This window comes from Sphingomonas sp. NFX23 (genome assembly GCF_049887795.1).
Taxonomy (GTDB): domain Bacteria; phylum Pseudomonadota; class Alphaproteobacteria; order Sphingomonadales; family Sphingomonadaceae; genus Sphingomonas.
On the sequence record NZ_JAGEKH010000003.1, the window covers coordinates 138,408 to 155,029 of the forward strand.

Below are 16,622 nucleotides of genomic sequence, written 5' to 3' on the forward strand. Positions count from 1 at the left end.
TTCCTTCTGCTCCCTCCCGCCTGCGGGAGGGGTCGGGGGAGGGCTTGAACAGCAGCGTTCCGCTCTCCCCTCCCTTAACCCCTCCCGCAAGCGGGAGGGGAATTGTTACAGCATGCCCAGCTCGAGCTTCGCCTCATCCGACATCTTCTGCGGATCCCAAGGCGGATCCCAGACCAAATTCACTTCCGCAAACCCGACCCCCGGCACCGACCCGACGCGCATCTCGACTTCCGCGGGCATCGACTCCGCGACCGGGCAGTTCGGCGTCGTCAGCGTCATCGCCACCACCGCATGCCCGTCCTCGGTCACCTCGACGCCGTAGATCAGCCCCAGGTCATAGATGTTCACCGGGATTTCGGGATCGTAGATCTCCTTCAGCGCATCGATGATCGCATCGTACACTGCGCCACCGGGCTCGCCGGGCGAGTCCACCTGCGGCTTCTGCGCCAGGAAGCCCGCGAGATAATCGCGCTTCCGCTCCGCGTCGGAGTCCGTCTCCATCACGACGCGCGCCTTGGGCGGCGATGCGACGGCATCCACTTCCTCGATCTCGAACCGATCGCTCATTTGAAGATCCTCGTTACTCGCTCGATACCGCGCACCAGCGCCTCGACGTCCGCCGGCCCGTTATACACGCCGAAGCTCGCGCGTGCCGTCGCCTCGACGCCCAGCGCCTCCATCAACGGCTGCGCGCAATGATGACCGGCACGGATCGCGACGCGCTCCTCGTCCAATATGGTGCCGATGTCGTGCGGATGAACCCCCTCGATCGTGAAGCTTACGATCCCCGCCGAGTCCGCCGGGCCGTACAGGCGCACCGAATTGATCCCCGACAGCGCCTCGCGCGTCGCCGTCACCAGCGCGCTCTCATGCGCGTGGATCGCGTCGAGCCCGATGCTCTCGACATAGTCGATCGCCGCATGCAGCCCGAGCGCCCCGACTATATGTGGCGTCCCCGCCTCGAACCGTCCCGGCGGCGGCGCGTAGGTGGTCTTGGCGAACGACACCTTGTCGATCATCGATCCGCCGCCCTGGTACGGCGGCATCGCGTCGAGCAATTCCGGCTTGGCCCAGAGCACGCCGATCCCGGTCGGACCGTACAGCTTGTGCCCCGAGAACACGTAGAAATCACAGCCGATCGCCTTCACGTCGACCGTGATCCGCGGCACCGACTGGCACCCGTCGAGCAGGATCTTCGCACCAACCGAATGCGCGATCTCGGTGGCGCGCTTGGCGTCGAGCACCGAGCCGAGCACGTTCGAGACATGTCCGAGCGCGACCAGTTTGTGCGCCGGCGTGATCATCCGCTCCATGGCGTCGAGATCAATGCGGTGGTTGTGGGTCAACGGCAGCACATCGATCGCGACGCCGAGGCGTTCAGCCATCATCTGCCACGGCACGATGTTCGAGTGATGTTCGAGCATGGAGAGCAGGATGCGGTCGCCCGCCTTCAACTGCGTCCCAGCCCAGCACTGCGCAACCAGATTGATCGCCTCGGTAGCACCACGCACGAACACGATCTCATCAGGCGAACCCGCCCCGATGAACCGCGCGACGGCCTTCCGTGCGGCCTCGTAGGCTACGGTCATGTCAGCGGACCGCTGGTACACGCCGCGGTGCACGGTGGCGTAGGTCTCGCCATACGCACGCGTAATAGCGTCGACCACGACCTGCGGCTTTTGCGCGGTGGCGGCGGTATCGAGATACGCCCAGCCCTCGGGGATCGCCGGGAAATCCGACAGGCGATCCAGGGGACGAACGTCGGCGATCACACTCACAACGCCCGCTCCAGCCACGCATCGGCGTCCGCCACGAAAGCCTCGCGCACCGTCTCGTCCGCGATCTGGACGAACGCATCGCCGACAAACGCCCGCGTGAGCAGCGCCTGCGCCTTGGCATGCGGGATGCCGCGGCTCTGCATGTAGAACAGCGCGCGCTGGTCGAGTTCGCCGACCGTCGCGCCGTGCGCGCACTTCACGTCGTCCGCGAAGATCTCCAGCTCGGGCTTCAAATTCACCGTCGCGGTGCGCTGCAACAGCAACCCGCGCAACGACTGCACGCCGTCAGTCTTCTGCGCATCGCGCGCGACCTCAACCCGCGCCGCAAGGCTCGCGGTCGACTTGTCCGCAGCGACCGCACGCCAGATCTGCTTACTCTGCCCGTTCAGCGCGGCATGCCGCACCGACACCGCGCACTCCTGTCGCTGATCATTCCGCGTCAGCAGCGCGCCGCCATATTCGGCAAACGCATCGTCACCCGTCACCGTGATCGCACCATCTATCCGCGTCCCGGCATCGCCCGCGCCCAACACAGTGACGATCAGGCTCGCTTCGGCACCGACCTCGACCTCGTCGCGCAACGACACGAAGCCACCGGCCTGAAGCAACCGCACCGCGCGCGTCAGCTTGGCCCCCTTGCCAAGCATTATCCGCGTCGACCGGTTCGACCAGCCAGCCCCGACATAGGTTTCGACCACCGACGCGCTCGCGCCGGCGACGAGAACGATCTCCGCCGGCAGCTGATTGTCGCCGCCCGTCGCGATGTGGACGATCTGGATCAGTTCGGCCGTCGCATCCGCGTCGACGCGCAAGGACCAGCCCAGGCCCGTCGTCCGACGCCCAAGCGCGTGCGATCCGCCGTCGATCGGTACGATCGTGACGTGCCGCAGATCGCTGCGCCCCTCGTCGAGCACACCATCGACGAACACCGCCCGCGCACCCGGCAAGTCGAGAAACCACTCGTCAGCATCCACCGCAACGCCGCGCGGCAGCTCGGCCGCCGCCGCGATCGCCGCCGGATCACCCCAGCGCCAAGACTCCTCGCGCGTCGAAGGGAGTTCGATCCTGAAATCCTCCCCGGCACGGGGAGGGGGACCGCGACGCGTAGCGGCGGGGTGGAGGGGGGCTTCCCCAGACGCTACGCCAAGCGGAGAACCCCCTCCACCAGCTTCGCTGGTCCCCCTCCCCGTACCGGGGAGGATTTGCGACAGGCTACTCACGCGGCAATCCCCACATAGCCTTCGCTCTCGAGCTGCTTGGCAAGATCCTTCCCGCCCGAGCGGACGATCTTGCCGTCCGCCAGCACGTGCACGAAGTCCGGCTCCACGTAATCGAGCAGCCGCTGGTAGTGCGTGATCAGCAGCACCGCCTTGTCGGGCGCGCGCATGATGCGGTTGATGCCGTCGCCGACGACGCGCAGCGCATCGATGTCGAGCCCCGAATCGGTCTCGTCGAGGATCGCGAACTTCGGGTTGACGATTCCCATCTGGACCATCTCGTTGCGCTTCTTCTCGCCGCCCGAAAAGCCGACGTTCACCGGCCGCTTGAGCATGTCGTAGTCCATGCCAAGCAGATCCGCCTGCCCGCGCGCGAGCTTGAGGAACTCGCCGCCGGACAGCGGCTTCTCGTCCCGCGTCGCGCGCTGGGCGTTGAGGGCCTCACGGAGGAACTGGACGTTCGACACGCCGGGAATCTCGACCGGATACTGGAAGCCAAGGAACACGCCTGCCGCGGCGCGCTCGTGCGCCTCCAGCTCGAGCAGGTCGACACCGTCGAACGTCACCGAGCCCGCCGTGACCTCATAGCCGGGCCGCCCGCCGAGCACATAGCCCAGCGTCGACTTGCCCGCCCCGTTGGGCCCCATGATCGCGTGCACCTCGCCCGCGTTCACTTCGAGCGACAGGCCCTTGAGGATTTCCTTGCCGTCGATCTCGGCATGGAGGTTTTCAATTTTCAGCATCAAATAAAACTCACAACAAATGCAATCAACGACGTTACCGACATGACCAAAAGCACTGCAATGCCCAACCAACTCGTAACCAAGCGTATCTTGAATGCTCTAGGGTTTCTCTCGCGGGAAAACTGAACCCTAGGAAAGAAGCCTTCGATAGCTTCGCCGGTACGCATTTCTTCTAGGGTCGTCTGATATAGGTACAAAGCGCTTCCCCCTGTAAGAATACCAAAGAGGAAAAAGAACGCGTTCACCCCACCGACCCCTCAAGGCTGATCCCCAGCAGCTTCTGCGCTTCGACCGCAAACTCCATCGGCAGCTGCTGCAACACCTCCCGCGCGAAGCCATTCACGATCAGCGCGACCGCCGCCTCCTGGTCCAGCCCGCGCGACATCGCGTAGAACAGCTGGTCCTCGGAGATCTTCGACGTCGTCGCCTCATGCTCGATCTGCGCGGACGGGTTGCGGACCTCGATGTACGGCACGGTATGCGCGCCGCACTGGTCGCCGAGCAGCAGGCTGTCGCACTGCGTGAAGTTGCGCACGCCTTCCGCGGTCGGCGCGACGCGCACCAGCCCGCGATACGTGTTGTCCGAACGCCCGGCCGAAATCCCCTTCGACACGATCGTGGATCGCGTGTTCTTGCCGAGGTGGATCATCTTCGTGCCGGTATCGGCCTGCTGGCGATTGTTCGTCACCGCGACCGAATAGAACTCGCCGACCGAGCCATCGCCGAGCAGCACGCACGACGGGTATTTCCACGTGATCGCACTGCCGGTCTCGACCTGAGTCCAGCTGACCTTCGAGTTCTTCCCCTGGCACAACGCGCGCTTGGTGACGAAGTTGTAGATCCCGCCGACGCCGTTCTCGTCACCCGGATACCAGTTCTGCACGGTCGAATATTTGATCTCGGCATCGTCGAGCACGACCAGTTCGACCACGGCGGCATGCAACTGGTTCTCGTCGCGCATCGGCGCGGTGCAGCCTTCGAGATACGAGACGTACGACCCCTTGTCGGCGACGATCAGCGTGCGCTCGAACTGCCCGGTATTCTCGGCGTTGATGCGGAAATACGTCGACAGCTCCATCGGGCAGCGGACGCCCTCGGGGATGTAGACGAACGTGCCGTCGGAGAAGACCGCCGAGTTCAGCGTCGCGAAATAGTTATCGCGCTGCGGCACGACCTTGCCGAGCCACTTGCGGACGAGCTCGGGATATTCCTTGATCGCCTCGGAGATCGAACGGAAGATCACGCCGGCAGCCTCGAGCTCCTTGCGGAACGTGGTCGCGACCGAGACGCTGTCGAACACCGCATCGACCGCGACGCGACGCTTGGGCGTGCCGTCCTCGTTCAACGGATCCTCGACCACGCCCGCCAGCACCTTCTGCTCGCCGATCGGAATGCCGAGCTTTTCGTAGACGCGCAGTATCTCCGGATCGACCTCGTCGAGCGACCCGAGCTTCGGCTTCGCCTTGGGCTCCGCGTAATAATACGCGTCCTGGTAATCGATCGGCGGCACGTTGAGCTTCGACCAGTCGGGCGCCTCCATCGTCTGCCACAGTGCGAACGCCTTCAGCCGCCAGTCGAGCATCCACTGCGGCTCGCCCTTCTTGGCGGAAATGAAGCGCACGGTGTCTTCCGACAGGCCCTTGGGCGCGAATTCCTGTTCGATGTCCGAGGAGAAGCCCCACTCGTACGTCTTGTTCGCGGCGGCGTATGCCTCTGCGTTCCGGGTAGCCATCATCTGTCCTCGGCCGCAAAGCGGCTCTCTAAAATCTCCACGGCTCCGCGGCTCCGCGTGAACAAACCTGATTCACGCGGAGCGGCAGAGCCGCGGAGGAAAAGGTGAAGCGCTGCGCGCGATGTGTTTTTCATGCGGGCACCTGCGAAAGGGGGGCTTGCGAGAGGCTGGCAAGCGACACGCCGGCGAGCGCACCGCGGACCGCGCCGTTGACGGCGTTCCAGTGCGGCTTCACCTTGCACGTCTGCTCGACACAGCAATCCTGCGATGCGCCATCGACGCACGAGGTCAGCGCGATCGGTCCCTCGACCGCCTCGATGATGTCGGCGAGTGAGATCATCGCGGGTGGTCGCGACAGGCGAAAGCCACCGCCAGTGCCGCGCGTGCTCTCGATCAACCCGGCCGCGGACAGCCGGCTCACCAGCTTCTGCACGGTCGGCAGCGGCACGCCGGTTTCCTCCGCGAGCAGCGTCGCGTTCAGCCGCGCGATACCGCCACAATGACGCGCCGCGGCACTCATCATCACGACCGCATAGTCGGCAAGGCTGGAAAGACGCATGGTAGCTTCGAAGTCCAATCGGACCGATACGATCCGATTGGTCAAATGGGCTTTGTGCAGTGCATCGTCAACCCGCCGAGCCGTGCTAACGACTCGCAACTGGAGCCGCGTTTTCCGCATCGCACACGACCCGAAAGCTTGACTTCCCCCCTCCCTGGAAGGGAGGGGTCGGGGGTGGGTCGGCTGCTGACGTCAGAGAGCACCAGCCAACGGACCAACCCACCCCCAGCCGCTCCCTTCCAGGGAGGGGAGCAAGAATGACCCTTCCCGACAGGTGGAAGGAGCAAGGACGACGCGCATGGCCTTCTACCACCCGATCCTGTTCCGCCTCGACGCCGAGCGCGCGCATACGCTGACCATCGCCGCGCTCGCCGCGTGGGGGAAGACCGGCGCGCCGCTCGCGCCCAGCGTACCCCGGCTCGCGACGACAGTGGCGGGAATCGCCTTCCCCAATCCGGTCGGCTTGGCGGCAGGCGTCGACAAGGACGGCCGCGCGATCGACGGCTTCTTCGGGTTGGGCTTCGGCAGCGTCGAGATCGGCACGCTCACGCCGCTCGCCCAGCTCGGCAACCCCAAACCCCGCATCTTCCGCCTTCCGCAAGATCGTGCAGTCATCAACCGCCTCGGCTTCAACAACGGCGGCCTCGATGGCGCGCTTCCCCGTGCGCAGAGCGCAAGGCGGAATGGCATCCTCGGAATCAACGTCGGCGCGAACAAGGACGCCACCGACCGCACCGCCGACTACGTCCACGGCGTCACCCGAGCCGCGCCCCACGCCGGCTACATCACCATAAACATCAGCTCCCCCAACACTCCCGGCCTGCGCGACCTCCAGCACGGTGCCGCCCTGCGCGATCTCCTCGCCGCCTGCACCGCCGCCAAGGGCACCACGCCGATCTTCCTCAAGGTCGCCCCCGACCTCGACCCCGCCGACATCGACGACATCGCCCGAGCAGCCCTCGACAACCGCATCGACGCGCTGATCGTCAACAACACGACGATCTCCCGCCCCGGCCTGCGCTCAGCCAATGCCAAGGAAACCGGCGGCCTGTCCGGCGCGCCGCTCGCTCCCCTGGCCCGCCAACGCCTGTCGGACTTCCGCAAGGCAACCGGCGCTGCGATCCCGCTGATCTCGGTCGGCGGCGTCGACAGCGGCGCCGAAGCCTATGCCCGCCTCCGCGCCGGCGCGAGCCTCGTCCAGCTCTACACCGCGCTGGTGTACGAAGGACCCGGCCTCCCCGCCCGTATCCTCCGCGAACTCGAGGCGCTGCTGACCCGCGACGGATTTGCGGCGGTCGCCGACGCAGTAGGGGTCGACGCCTAACGATCCTCCCCCGCCAGGGGGAGGTGGCTGGCTCTTGCCAGACGGAGGGGGCGGAAAAGGGCAACCTCTGTTCCGTGTCCTCCCCCTCCGTCGCCTACGGCGCCACCTCCCCCTGGCGGGGGAGGATCGCGAGGTCGACTGGCGAGACGGGTTGCCTAGTATTCGAACCACGCTACGCTCGCGCTCGATGAAGACCTCCCTCCTAGCGCTCGCCCTCCTCGTCCCCGCAGCCACCGTACAGGCGCGCCAACCCGCCCCAACGAAAGACCAGGGCATGGTCAGCGCCGCAGACCCGCGCGCAGCCGCGGCCGGCGTCGAGATCCTCCGCGCCGGCGGCAGCGCCACCGACGCCGCGATCGCAACGATGCTAGCCCTTAACGTCGTCGAACCGCAAAGCTCGGGCATCGGCGGCGGCAGCTTCTGGATCTCCCACGCGGCCGGCGGCGCGCTCAGCACGATCGACGCGCGCGAAGAGGCCCCCGCCGCCGCCGACGCACGCTGGTTCTACGCGCCCGACGGCACGCCGCTCAGCCACAGCGACGCGGTCCCCGGCGGTCGCAGCGTCGGCATCCCTGGCGCGCTCCGCGGCATGGCGCTCGCGCACCGCGCGTCGGGCAAGCTCCCCTGGTCGCAACTGTTCGCCCCCGCGATCCGGCTCGCGACCAACGGCTTCAAGGCCTCCCCCCGCCTCGTCAACGGCATGACCGCCTATGGCGACCACATCACCCCAGAGACGCGCAAGCTGTTCTCCGCCCCCGACGGCTCGCCGGTCGCGATCGGCGCGGTCATCAAGAACCCCCAGCAAGCCGCCCTCCTCCAGCGCATCGCCACCCAGGGCCCCGACAGCTTCTACGTCGGCCCCGAAGCACAGAAGATTGTCACCGCGGTCAACACCGCCGCACGGAATCCGTCGAAGATGACGCTCGGCGATCTCGCCAGCTACGACGCCAAGTCGCGCCCGCCGGTCTGCGTCAAATACCGCGTTTATCGCGTCTGCGGGATGGGCCCGCCCTCGTCCGGCGGCATCACCGTGCTGATGATCCTGAAGCAGCTCGAACGCTTCGACATGGCCAAGCTCGGCAAGGACAGCGCGCAGGCCTGGCACCTGTTCGCCGAATCCTCGCGCCTCGCCTATGCCGACCGCGATCTGTACGTCGGCGATCCCGATTTCGTCCGCGTACCGGTACAGGGCATGCTCGACGCCAAGTATCTTGCAGCGCGATCGGCGCTGATCTCGCCGGCGAAGACGATGGCAAACGTCGCTCCCGGCACGCCCCCCGGCGCCCCCGCACGCACCCGCGCACCAGTCAGCGAAGTCCCCGGCACCACCGACATCGCCACCGTCGACGCCCGCGGCAACGTCGTCGAGGTGACCACCACCGTCGAGGGCTATTTCGGCTCCGGCATCACCGTCGACGGTACGGTCCTCAACAACCAGCTCACCGACTTCGACATCGTCCCCGTCAAGGACGGCGCGCTCGTCGCCAACCGCGTCGAGGGTGGCAAGCGCCCGCGCAGCTCGATGTCTCCGACGATCGTCTACGGCCCCGACGGGAAGGTGCGCCTCGCGGTCGGCGCAGCCGGCGGCTCGACGATCATCGCGCAGGTCGCGAAGGCGATCATCGGCGTGGTCGACTGGAAACTGTCGGCACAGGACTCGATCGCGCTCGGGCTGCTCTACGCCCCCGGCCACGTCGCTGCTGCCGAAAAGGGCACGGAGCGCGAGGCGATGGTCCCCGCGTTGCAGGCGCTAGGCGAGACCGTCCAGGTGGCTGCACTCGGCCTGAAGGCAAACGCGATCGAACGCGTCGGCGGCAAATGGGTCGGCGCTGCAGACCCCCGTAGCGAGGGTGTCGCGATCGCGGAGGACGGTACCGTCACCCAGATCCAACGCGTCGGCAAACTCCAGCGTGCGCCGGAGTAACGACAAACGCCACCTCCCCGGCGGAGGCCGGGGTCCAGTTGGAAAGGTCGCAGTAACGACGCGCAAACCTCAACTAGCACCGTTTCCCAACTGGACCTCGGCCTTCGCCGGGGGGGTGCTTTGCTCGTGGCGCGGATGGGGTTGAGCCCCCGCCGGTTATGACGCACTAACCGACCAACGCCCAGCATCGCGTCGTACAAGGCGCAACGGCACAGCGCCCAGGGAGAGACAATGGCCCGCCAGCTCGAACGCTTCCCGAACCTCGTCACGATGTTCTTCACGCGCGCCACGGAGAAAGGCGACGCGCCGTTCCTCTGGACCAAGACAAGCGGCACCTGGGTCGCCACCAGTTGGGCCGAAGCCGCCCGTCAAGTCGCCAGCCTAGCCACCGCGCTAACCGCGATCGGCCTGAAACGCGGCGACCGCATCATGCTCGTCGCCGAGAACCGCCCCGAATGGTGCCTCAGCGACCTCGCGATCATGGCAGCCGGCTGCATCACCGTGCCGACCTACGTCACCAACACCGAGCGCGATCACCTCCACATCATCGAAAACGCCGGCGCCTGCGCGATCATCGTCTCGACCGCGAAACTCGCGAAGACGCTGCTCCCCGCGGTCATCCGCTCGAACCAGGCGCAGACCGTGATCGGGTTCGAGGACATGAAGGTCCCCGCCGGGATCGACTTCCACAACTGGCACGCGCTGATCGCCGCGCACCAGACCGCCCCCGAAACCGCCGCCGCCCGCGCCGACTTCGAACGCGAAGACCTCGCCTGCATCATCTACACGAGCGGCACCGGCGGCGCGCCGCGCGGCGTGATGCAGCATCACGGCGCAATCCTGCACAATTGCGCCGGGTGTGCGTCGGTCATCTCGGAGGATTTCGGCTGGGACGACGAGGTCTTCCTCTCGTTCCTGCCCTTAAGCCACGCCTATGAACACACCGGCGGCCAGCACTTCCCGATCTCGCTCGGCGGACAGATCTACTACGCCGAGGGCCTGGAAAAGCTCGCCGCCAACATCGAGGAGACGCGCCCGACGATCATGTTCGTCGTCCCCCGCCTCTTCGAAGTCCTCCGCACGCGCATCTCGAAGACGATCGAGAAACAGGGTGGCGCCTCGGCGTACCTCCTGCGCCAGGCCCTCGACATCGGCAGCAAGCGCTACGCCGGTCGCCTGCGGCTGATCGATCGGCCGATGCAGGCCGCCGTCGCCACGTTGTTCAAGCCCAAGATCTCGAAGAAGTTCGGTGGCCGGCTGAAGGCGATGATCTCCGGCGGCGCCCCGCTCAATCCCGAGGTCGGCCTGTTCTTCGAAGCGCTCGGGCTCACCTTCCTGCAAGGCTATGGCCAGACCGAAGCCGCCCCGGTCATCTCGTGCAACCGCCCCAAGGCCGGTGTCCGCATGGACTCGGTCGGCCCCGCGCTGAAGGACACCGAGGTCCGGATCGCCGAGGACGGCGAGATCCTGGTCCGCGGCGAACTCGTCATGCACGGCTATTGGCGCAACGACGCCGAGACCGCGAAGGTGCTGAAGGACGGCTGGCTCCATACCGGCGACATCGGCGAGATCGACGACCGCGGCCGGATCCGCATCACCGACCGCAAGAAGGACCTCATCATCAACGACAAGGGCGAGAACGTCGCCCCGCAGAAGGTCGAGGGGATGCTCACGCTCCAGCCCGAGATCGCGCAGGCGATGATCGCGGGCGACAAGCGCCCGTACATGGTGGCGCTGATCGTGCCTGATCCCGAGTGGACGCAGGAATGGTGCGCGGGGAATGGCGACGCCTGCAGCTTCGCGCGGCTGGCGGAGAACAGCGAGTTCCGGACGGCGATCGGGCATGCGGTCGAACGGGTGAACAAGGACCTGACGGTCACGGAGCGGGTGCGGCGGTTCGTGCTCGCGGATGGTCCGTTTACGATCGAGAACGAGCAACTGACCCCCAGCCTGAAGATCCGCCGCCACGTCCTGAAACAGGCCTACGGCGAGAGGTTGGACGCGCTGTATAAGCCTTAAAGAAAACCCCTCTCCCCCACGGGGAGAGGGAGGGCCCCACGCGCCCTTGCGCGTGGGAGGGTGAGGGGCGTGAGGCTCGCAACGCCTTCGCCAAAGCCCCTCACCCTTCCGTCGCCAAGTAGCTCCTCCCTCCCTCTCCCCCGTGGGGGAGAGGGACTAGTCGATCACTTCTTCGCGGAAGCAGCAGCTGGCACCACGGCCATCGTCCAGTCCTTCTCCGGCCGCAGATACTTCGCCGCCGTCGCCTGCAACTCCACCGGCGTCGTCGCCACCAGATCGCTCGCGATCCGCTGCGTCGCCGCGATCCGCCGCGGATCGAACGTCGCCCCGCCCAGCTGCTGCAACCAGAACTGGTTCCCGGTCGAGGCACGCAGGATATACTGCCCCATCGGCTTCTTGATCCGGTCCAGCTCGTCCGCCGCGATCGGCGTCGACACCAGTTCCGATGCGATCTGGCGGGCGATCTGGAAGAAGAACGACACCTTGTCCGGTGCGACCTGCCCGATCGCGACCATCCGGCCGCCGGTGGTCATGCCCACCGGCCACTGACTCGACACGTTGGGGCTGTAGCTTGCGCCTGCCGCCTGCCGAAGTCGCTCGAACAGTCGATCGCTGAACACCTGCGCCAGCACGTCGAGACGCCGCGCCTCGACGATGTTGTCGATCCCGCCACCGGTCGGCCACGCGATCACCGCCGCCGCCTGGTTCTCAGGCCCGGTATGCGCACGCATCACCGGCGTCGCATTATGCGAGGGGAAGCCGACCGGCGCGCCCACCGTCGACACCGCCGTCCGCGGCTTCATCGCCCCGAACGACTTGGCGACCGCCGCGATCGCGTCCTCGGTCTTCACGTCGCCGAAGATCGAGACCTCGACCGGCCCGGTCTTCAGGATCGGCTCCCAGAACGCGCGGAAGTCCTTCGCATTCAGTGCCTCGACGGTCGGCTTCGACGGCGTCCCCCAACGCGGATCGCCTGCGCGCAGCAGACCCTCGAGGTCACGCGACAACACACCGTCCGGCGACGAATCATACCCCGCAAACCCTGCCAGCGCCGCAACACGGGCACGGGCGACCGGCGCCGGATCCCACGCCGGGAACGCGAGCTTGGCCGCCATCAGCCGCAGCTGATCCGAATAATCCGCCGGCGACGTGATCGCGCTCAGCGTAAAGGCATCGTCGTCGATCCCGAAATCGAGCCCGATCCGACGCCCCGCCGTCAGCTGGTCGAGATCGCCTTGGTCGAGCTTGCCGATACCCCCTGCGACCAGCGCGAGATCACCCGCCCAAGCCGGCGTAGGCCGGTTCGACGGGATCGCGGTATAGCCGCCACCGAACCGCACGCGCACATACACGCGCCCGGTCTCGCCCGCGTTCGGGAACAGCAGCACGCGCGTGCCGTTGGCGAAGTTCACCTGCTCCATGTCGAACGCGGCAATCTTCTCGCGGCTCGCGACGACGCCCGGCTTGCCGAGCGACGGCAGCTTCGAAAAGTCGACCGCAGCCTGCGCACGCCGCTTGCCGGCAAGCCCCGATACGTCAGCCTTCAAAGCGGTCGCCAATTTGTTCGCAGCCCCCGCATCAGGCCTCTGCGTATTCACGAGAGCCCGGGTCGCGGTTCCCTCGAAGATCGCCTTGCTCGACGCGAGCAGCGTGGCGGGCGTGAACATGCCCTTCGCCTTCGCGTCCTGCAGAATCTTGTACGAGGTTTCCGGCCCGGCGACCGTCTCGCGGATATCGAGCGCGCCGACCATGTCGTCCGCCTGCTTCGAGCCCGCCTCGACCTTCGCCGTCTCGACGCTGGTCCGCATGATCGTGTCGAAATCGGCATATTCGCGGTCGACTTCGGCCTGGCTCGGCGCGTTGGTCTGCGCGTCGGCGATTACCGCGCGCACGTCCTTCAACGCCGATTCCCAGTCGGTGCCGATCGGCACGATGTTGACGCTGGTCAGGTTCGCCGAGCGCGACACGTCGTCGATCGATACGCCCGCCTGCAGGAAACTCCCGCCCGCGCGTGCCCGCGTCTCGAGCCGCCGACTGATCAGCCGCGTCGCCAGCACGTCGACCAGCCGCTTCTGGTTCATGATCGCGGTGTCGTCCTTATACTCCCAAGGCCGCACCACGCCGAGCGTCACCACCGCCGGAATCGCCGGCTCGGCGATCGTCGCGGAGACCGGCGCCTTCGGATCGGGCTTGCCGAAATCGGGCGCTGGCACGACCGGGCCGATGCCCTTCCAGTCCGCGAAGTTCTTGACGATGAGGCGCCCGAACAACGCCGGATCCATGTCGCCCGAAATGATGACGACAGTGTTCTCCGGCCGATACCAGCGATCGTGGAACGCCTTGACCGTGGCGCCAGTGGCGGCCTCCAGCGTCTTGATATTGCCGATCGGCGAACGATCCGCGAGCGGCTGTCCGGCGAAGAACGTCGCGCGGATCGCATCGCCGAACCGCACCTGCGGCCCCGGCTGTTCGCGCTGTTCCGCCAGCACGACCGGACGCTCGGCGGTGACCGACGCGTCGGTGATGACCGGCTTTTCCATCATCCCCGACATGATCTTCAGGCTCTCGTCGAGGCCAGCCTCGGTCGCCGACGGAAGATCGAGCTTGAACGTGGTCGAGGTCGGCGTCGTCTGCGCGTTGGTATCCGAGCCGAAAGTCGCCCCGAACCGCTGCCAGACGCGCTTCGCCTCGCCGTCCGGCACGTATTCCGAGCCGCGGAACGACAGATGCTCGATGAAATGCGCGAAGCCACGTTCGCTGTCCGTCTCGTTCAGCGACCCCGCGTCGATCCGCACGCGCACCGACACCTGGCCCGGTGGCACGCCGTTCTTGCGCACCGCAAAGCGCATGCCGTTGGGCAACGTGCCGAACTTCCACTCGGGATCCCGCGTAAGATCGCTGCCCTTGTAGAGCCACGCGGTCGTATCGATTCCCGGCAGCTCGGGAAGCGTCGGCGCTTCCTTTGCAGGGGTAGATACGGCCTGCTGCGTCGCCATCTGGCCGCTCGCCGGAATGGCGATGCCGAGGATGACGGGGATGAGGACGGGAGCGCGGTAAAAGCGCGAAAAGGACACCATGGTTCACCTGTAGCGGCCGCGGGCGTCGCTCGCCAGTGCCCTGCCTCCGCACCGGGCGCGCGGTGCCATCATTTCGTCCAACACTGCCGGTATATCGTGTCCGAACAAGGGGATCGGCGCCGCCGCGCGCCTGGATGCAGGGTAGAGATGACGGTCGAAGCCGAACTGGGGCACGAACTGGGGCAGTGTTCATTGTGGCGGGATTCGGGCGAACCGGCAGCACGCCGCGGCGTTCGGGTGCCCGATCTCAACGTCATATCCGGCGCGCCCAAACCCGGCGCACCAATGGTCGCCGAAGCCAACCGCCCGTTGATCATCCGCGTCGGCAAGCACCTGCGCGGCGTGTTCGACCGCATGATCGCCTCGTCCTCCCTGGTCGCCAACGATCCGGTGCTCGACGTCCGCGACTTCGCCTGGACCGCAGGCCTGCGCGAGAACTGGGCCGCGATCCGCGACGAGGCGGTCCGCGTCGCGCTGCAAGGCGAAGCGTCGCCCAGCCTCGCGACGATCTCGCCCGATCACCGCTCGATCGCCGAGGTCGACAAATGGCGCTCGTTCTTCCTCTATGGCTACGGCTATCCGATCGAGGAAAGCCTAGCCCGCTGTCCGCACACGGCCGCCGCCGTCGCACGCATTCCCGGCCTCAACAGCGCGTTCTTCTCGATCCTTGCGCCCGGCACGCACATCCCCGAACATCGCGGCGTGACCAAGGGCCTCATCACCTGCCACCTCGGCCTGATCGTGCCGCGCGACGGCGATGTCCGCATGCGCGTCCACGACCGCACCGTCCGTTGGGCGGAAGGCGAGACGCTCGTGTTCGACGACACCTATCAGCACGAGGTCTGGAACGACACGACCGGCACCCGCGTCGTGTTGCTGATCCAGTTCGAACGCCCCCTGCGCAACCCCGGCAAGTGGATCGCCGACCTGTTCCTCGGCGTCGTCCGCCGCTCCGCCTTCGTCCAGGACGCGGTCCGCAACATCGGCAACTGGAACGCCGCGGTGAAGGCAATGGACGTCTGAGTGATCCCGCGTCGGAGTCCGCGTGAGGGCCCCCGTAAGAGGTTGCACCGATCCGGACCGATCTCCGGACGTCGTTGTGATCGCCTATTGATAAGCTCGGCCCAGCAGTGGGAGAAGGCGCCGTGGACAGTGATCGTACGAAACCGAGATTCATCCTGACGATCGATGGCGGCGGGACGCGCGGGCTGATCCCCGCGCTGATCCTCGCCGAGCTGGAGCGCCGGATCGGCCGGCCACTGCACGACTGTTTCGATCTGATCGCCGGTACGTCGACCGGTGGAATCATCGCCGCCGGCCTCACCGCACCCAGCGAGGCGGATCCGAAACGGGCCGCGTGCACGGCGAGCGACCTCGTTGATCTCTACCGCAACGAGAGCAAGCGGATATTCCCGCACATCTTCGGCGTACCCCTTCGCGTACCGGGCTGGCCCTATAGCGCGCGGCCGCTCGAGCGGATCCTGGCGGCGCGGATCGGCACGCGCGTGACGACGCGCGATGCGCTGACGAATATCGTCATTCCGGCGTATGACCTTCTGGCGCGCAAGGCAGTGTTCATGGCCGGCGGCCCCGACTATAACCGGAAGCTCGGCACCCCCGAGCGAGTTTTCCCGCTGCATATCGCCGCGCGCGCGACATCGGCGGCCCCGACGTTCTTCAAGCCGGCCGCGATCGACGATCCCACCAAATTGGAGCCGGATCTGCTGATGGTCGATGGCGGCGTGTTCGCTAATGATCCGACGATCGCCGCGATCATCGAGGGGCGCAAGCTCGGCTGGCATCTCGGCGACATCGAGATCCTGTCGCTGGGTACGGGCCGGTCCGATCGCCCCTATCCCTCCGCGCGGAACTGGTCGTTCCTGGGCTGGGTGAACCCGTTCCGGGGCGTGCCGATCTTCTCGATCCTGATGCAGGCCGGTTCCAGTACGATCTCCTATCAGGCCCGGCGGCTGGACATCGCCGCATATGACCGCGCCGATTTCGCGTTGCCCTCTGGTGATGGCGGACTGGACAATTCGAGTGCCGCGTATCTCGCCGCTCTCACCACGCTGGCCAAGGACTGGATCGTCGCCAACGATGCCGTGCTCACCCGCTGGGCCGACAAGCTACGGACCAAGCAGTCGGATCCGCCGCTGCCGCTCGCAGCGTAAGTCCCTGACGCAATTTGCACGTTTCGCGTTGCCGGACAGCCAAAGCGCAGTACCGGCGCGAATGAGGTAGCCGGAATG

General features: G+C 66.6%; 12 protein-coding genes. 5 read left to right on the forward strand and 7 right to left on the reverse strand.

The features are described from left to right. Positions 1–105 precede the first annotated feature (105 nt). The 6 genes from J4O76_RS08290 to J4O76_RS08315 form a co-directional block, all read right to left on the reverse strand. Complete coding sequence (locus J4O76_RS08290) at positions 106–567, reverse strand: SUF system Fe-S cluster assembly protein (protein ID WP_056057670.1); 462 nt, start codon at positions 565–567, stop codon at positions 106–108. After that, entirely contained in the window at positions 564–1,778 is a 1,215-nt protein-coding gene (locus J4O76_RS08295; RefSeq protein ID WP_426281275.1) for a cysteine desulfurase, read from the reverse strand. Before J4O76_RS08295 ends, J4O76_RS08290 begins: the two co-directional genes overlap by 4 nt. Further along, positions 1,775–2,998: a SufB/SufD family protein gene (locus J4O76_RS08300; RefSeq protein ID WP_426281277.1), complete on the reverse strand. Its 1,224-nt coding sequence runs from the start codon at positions 2,996–2,998 to the stop codon at positions 1,775–1,777. Before J4O76_RS08300 ends, J4O76_RS08295 begins: the two co-directional genes overlap by 4 nt. Then, positions 2,995–3,738 (reverse strand): Fe-S cluster assembly ATPase SufC, encoded by a 744-nt coding sequence (gene sufC, locus J4O76_RS08305; protein WP_056489234.1) that lies wholly within the window; start codon positions 3,736–3,738, stop codon positions 2,995–2,997. The genes J4O76_RS08300 and sufC overlap by 4 nt, the downstream gene beginning before the upstream one ends. A 241-nt stretch (positions 3,739–3,979) precedes the next feature. Then, complete coding sequence (gene sufB / locus J4O76_RS08310) at positions 3,980–5,470, reverse strand: Fe-S cluster assembly protein SufB (protein WP_426281839.1); 1,491 nt, start codon at positions 5,468–5,470, stop codon at positions 3,980–3,982. Between the two features lie 130 nt (positions 5,471–5,600). Then, positions 5,601–6,029: an SUF system Fe-S cluster assembly regulator gene (locus J4O76_RS08315; protein ID WP_060523825.1), complete on the reverse strand. Its 429-nt coding sequence runs from the start codon at positions 6,027–6,029 to the stop codon at positions 5,601–5,603. Between the two features lie 298 nt (positions 6,030–6,327). On the opposite strand from J4O76_RS08315, the gene J4O76_RS08320 reads away from it, so the two are divergent. The 3 genes from J4O76_RS08320 to J4O76_RS08330 all read left to right on the forward strand — a co-directional run bounded on the left by J4O76_RS08320 (position 6,328) and on the right by J4O76_RS08330 (position 11,296). Continuing rightward, positions 6,328–7,353, forward strand: coding sequence for a quinone-dependent dihydroorotate dehydrogenase (locus J4O76_RS08320; RefSeq protein ID WP_426281278.1), 1,026 nt, complete (start codon positions 6,328–6,330; stop codon positions 7,351–7,353). A gap of 187 nt (positions 7,354–7,540) precedes the next feature. Beyond that, on the forward strand, positions 7,541–9,277 hold the full coding sequence (gene ggt / locus J4O76_RS08325) for a gamma-glutamyltransferase (RefSeq protein ID WP_426281279.1): 1,737 nt from the start codon (positions 7,541–7,543) through the stop codon (positions 9,275–9,277). Positions 9,278–9,508: 231 nt separating this feature from the next. After that, positions 9,509–11,296 (forward strand): AMP-dependent synthetase/ligase, encoded by a 1,788-nt coding sequence (locus tag J4O76_RS08330; RefSeq protein ID WP_426281280.1) that lies wholly within the window; start codon positions 9,509–9,511, stop codon positions 11,294–11,296. Between the two features lie 164 nt (positions 11,297–11,460). On the opposite strand, the gene J4O76_RS08335 is transcribed toward J4O76_RS08330, so the two are convergent. Further along, positions 11,461–14,373: a M16 family metallopeptidase gene (locus tag J4O76_RS08335; RefSeq protein ID WP_426281282.1), complete on the reverse strand. Its 2,913-nt coding sequence runs from the start codon at positions 14,371–14,373 to the stop codon at positions 11,461–11,463. A gap of 285 nt (positions 14,374–14,658) precedes the next feature. On the opposite strand from J4O76_RS08335, the gene J4O76_RS08340 reads away from it, so the two are divergent. Together J4O76_RS08340 and J4O76_RS08345 are read left to right on the forward strand one after the other, a co-directional pair. Then, on the forward strand, positions 14,659–15,396 hold the full coding sequence (locus tag J4O76_RS08340) for an aspartyl/asparaginyl beta-hydroxylase domain-containing protein (protein ID WP_426281840.1): 738 nt from the start codon (positions 14,659–14,661) through the stop codon (positions 15,394–15,396). Positions 15,397–15,518: 122 nt separating this feature from the next. Continuing rightward, positions 15,519–16,544 (forward strand): patatin-like phospholipase family protein, encoded by a 1,026-nt coding sequence (locus J4O76_RS08345; protein ID WP_426281283.1) that lies wholly within the window; start codon positions 15,519–15,521, stop codon positions 16,542–16,544. Positions 16,545–16,622 lie beyond the last annotated feature (78 nt).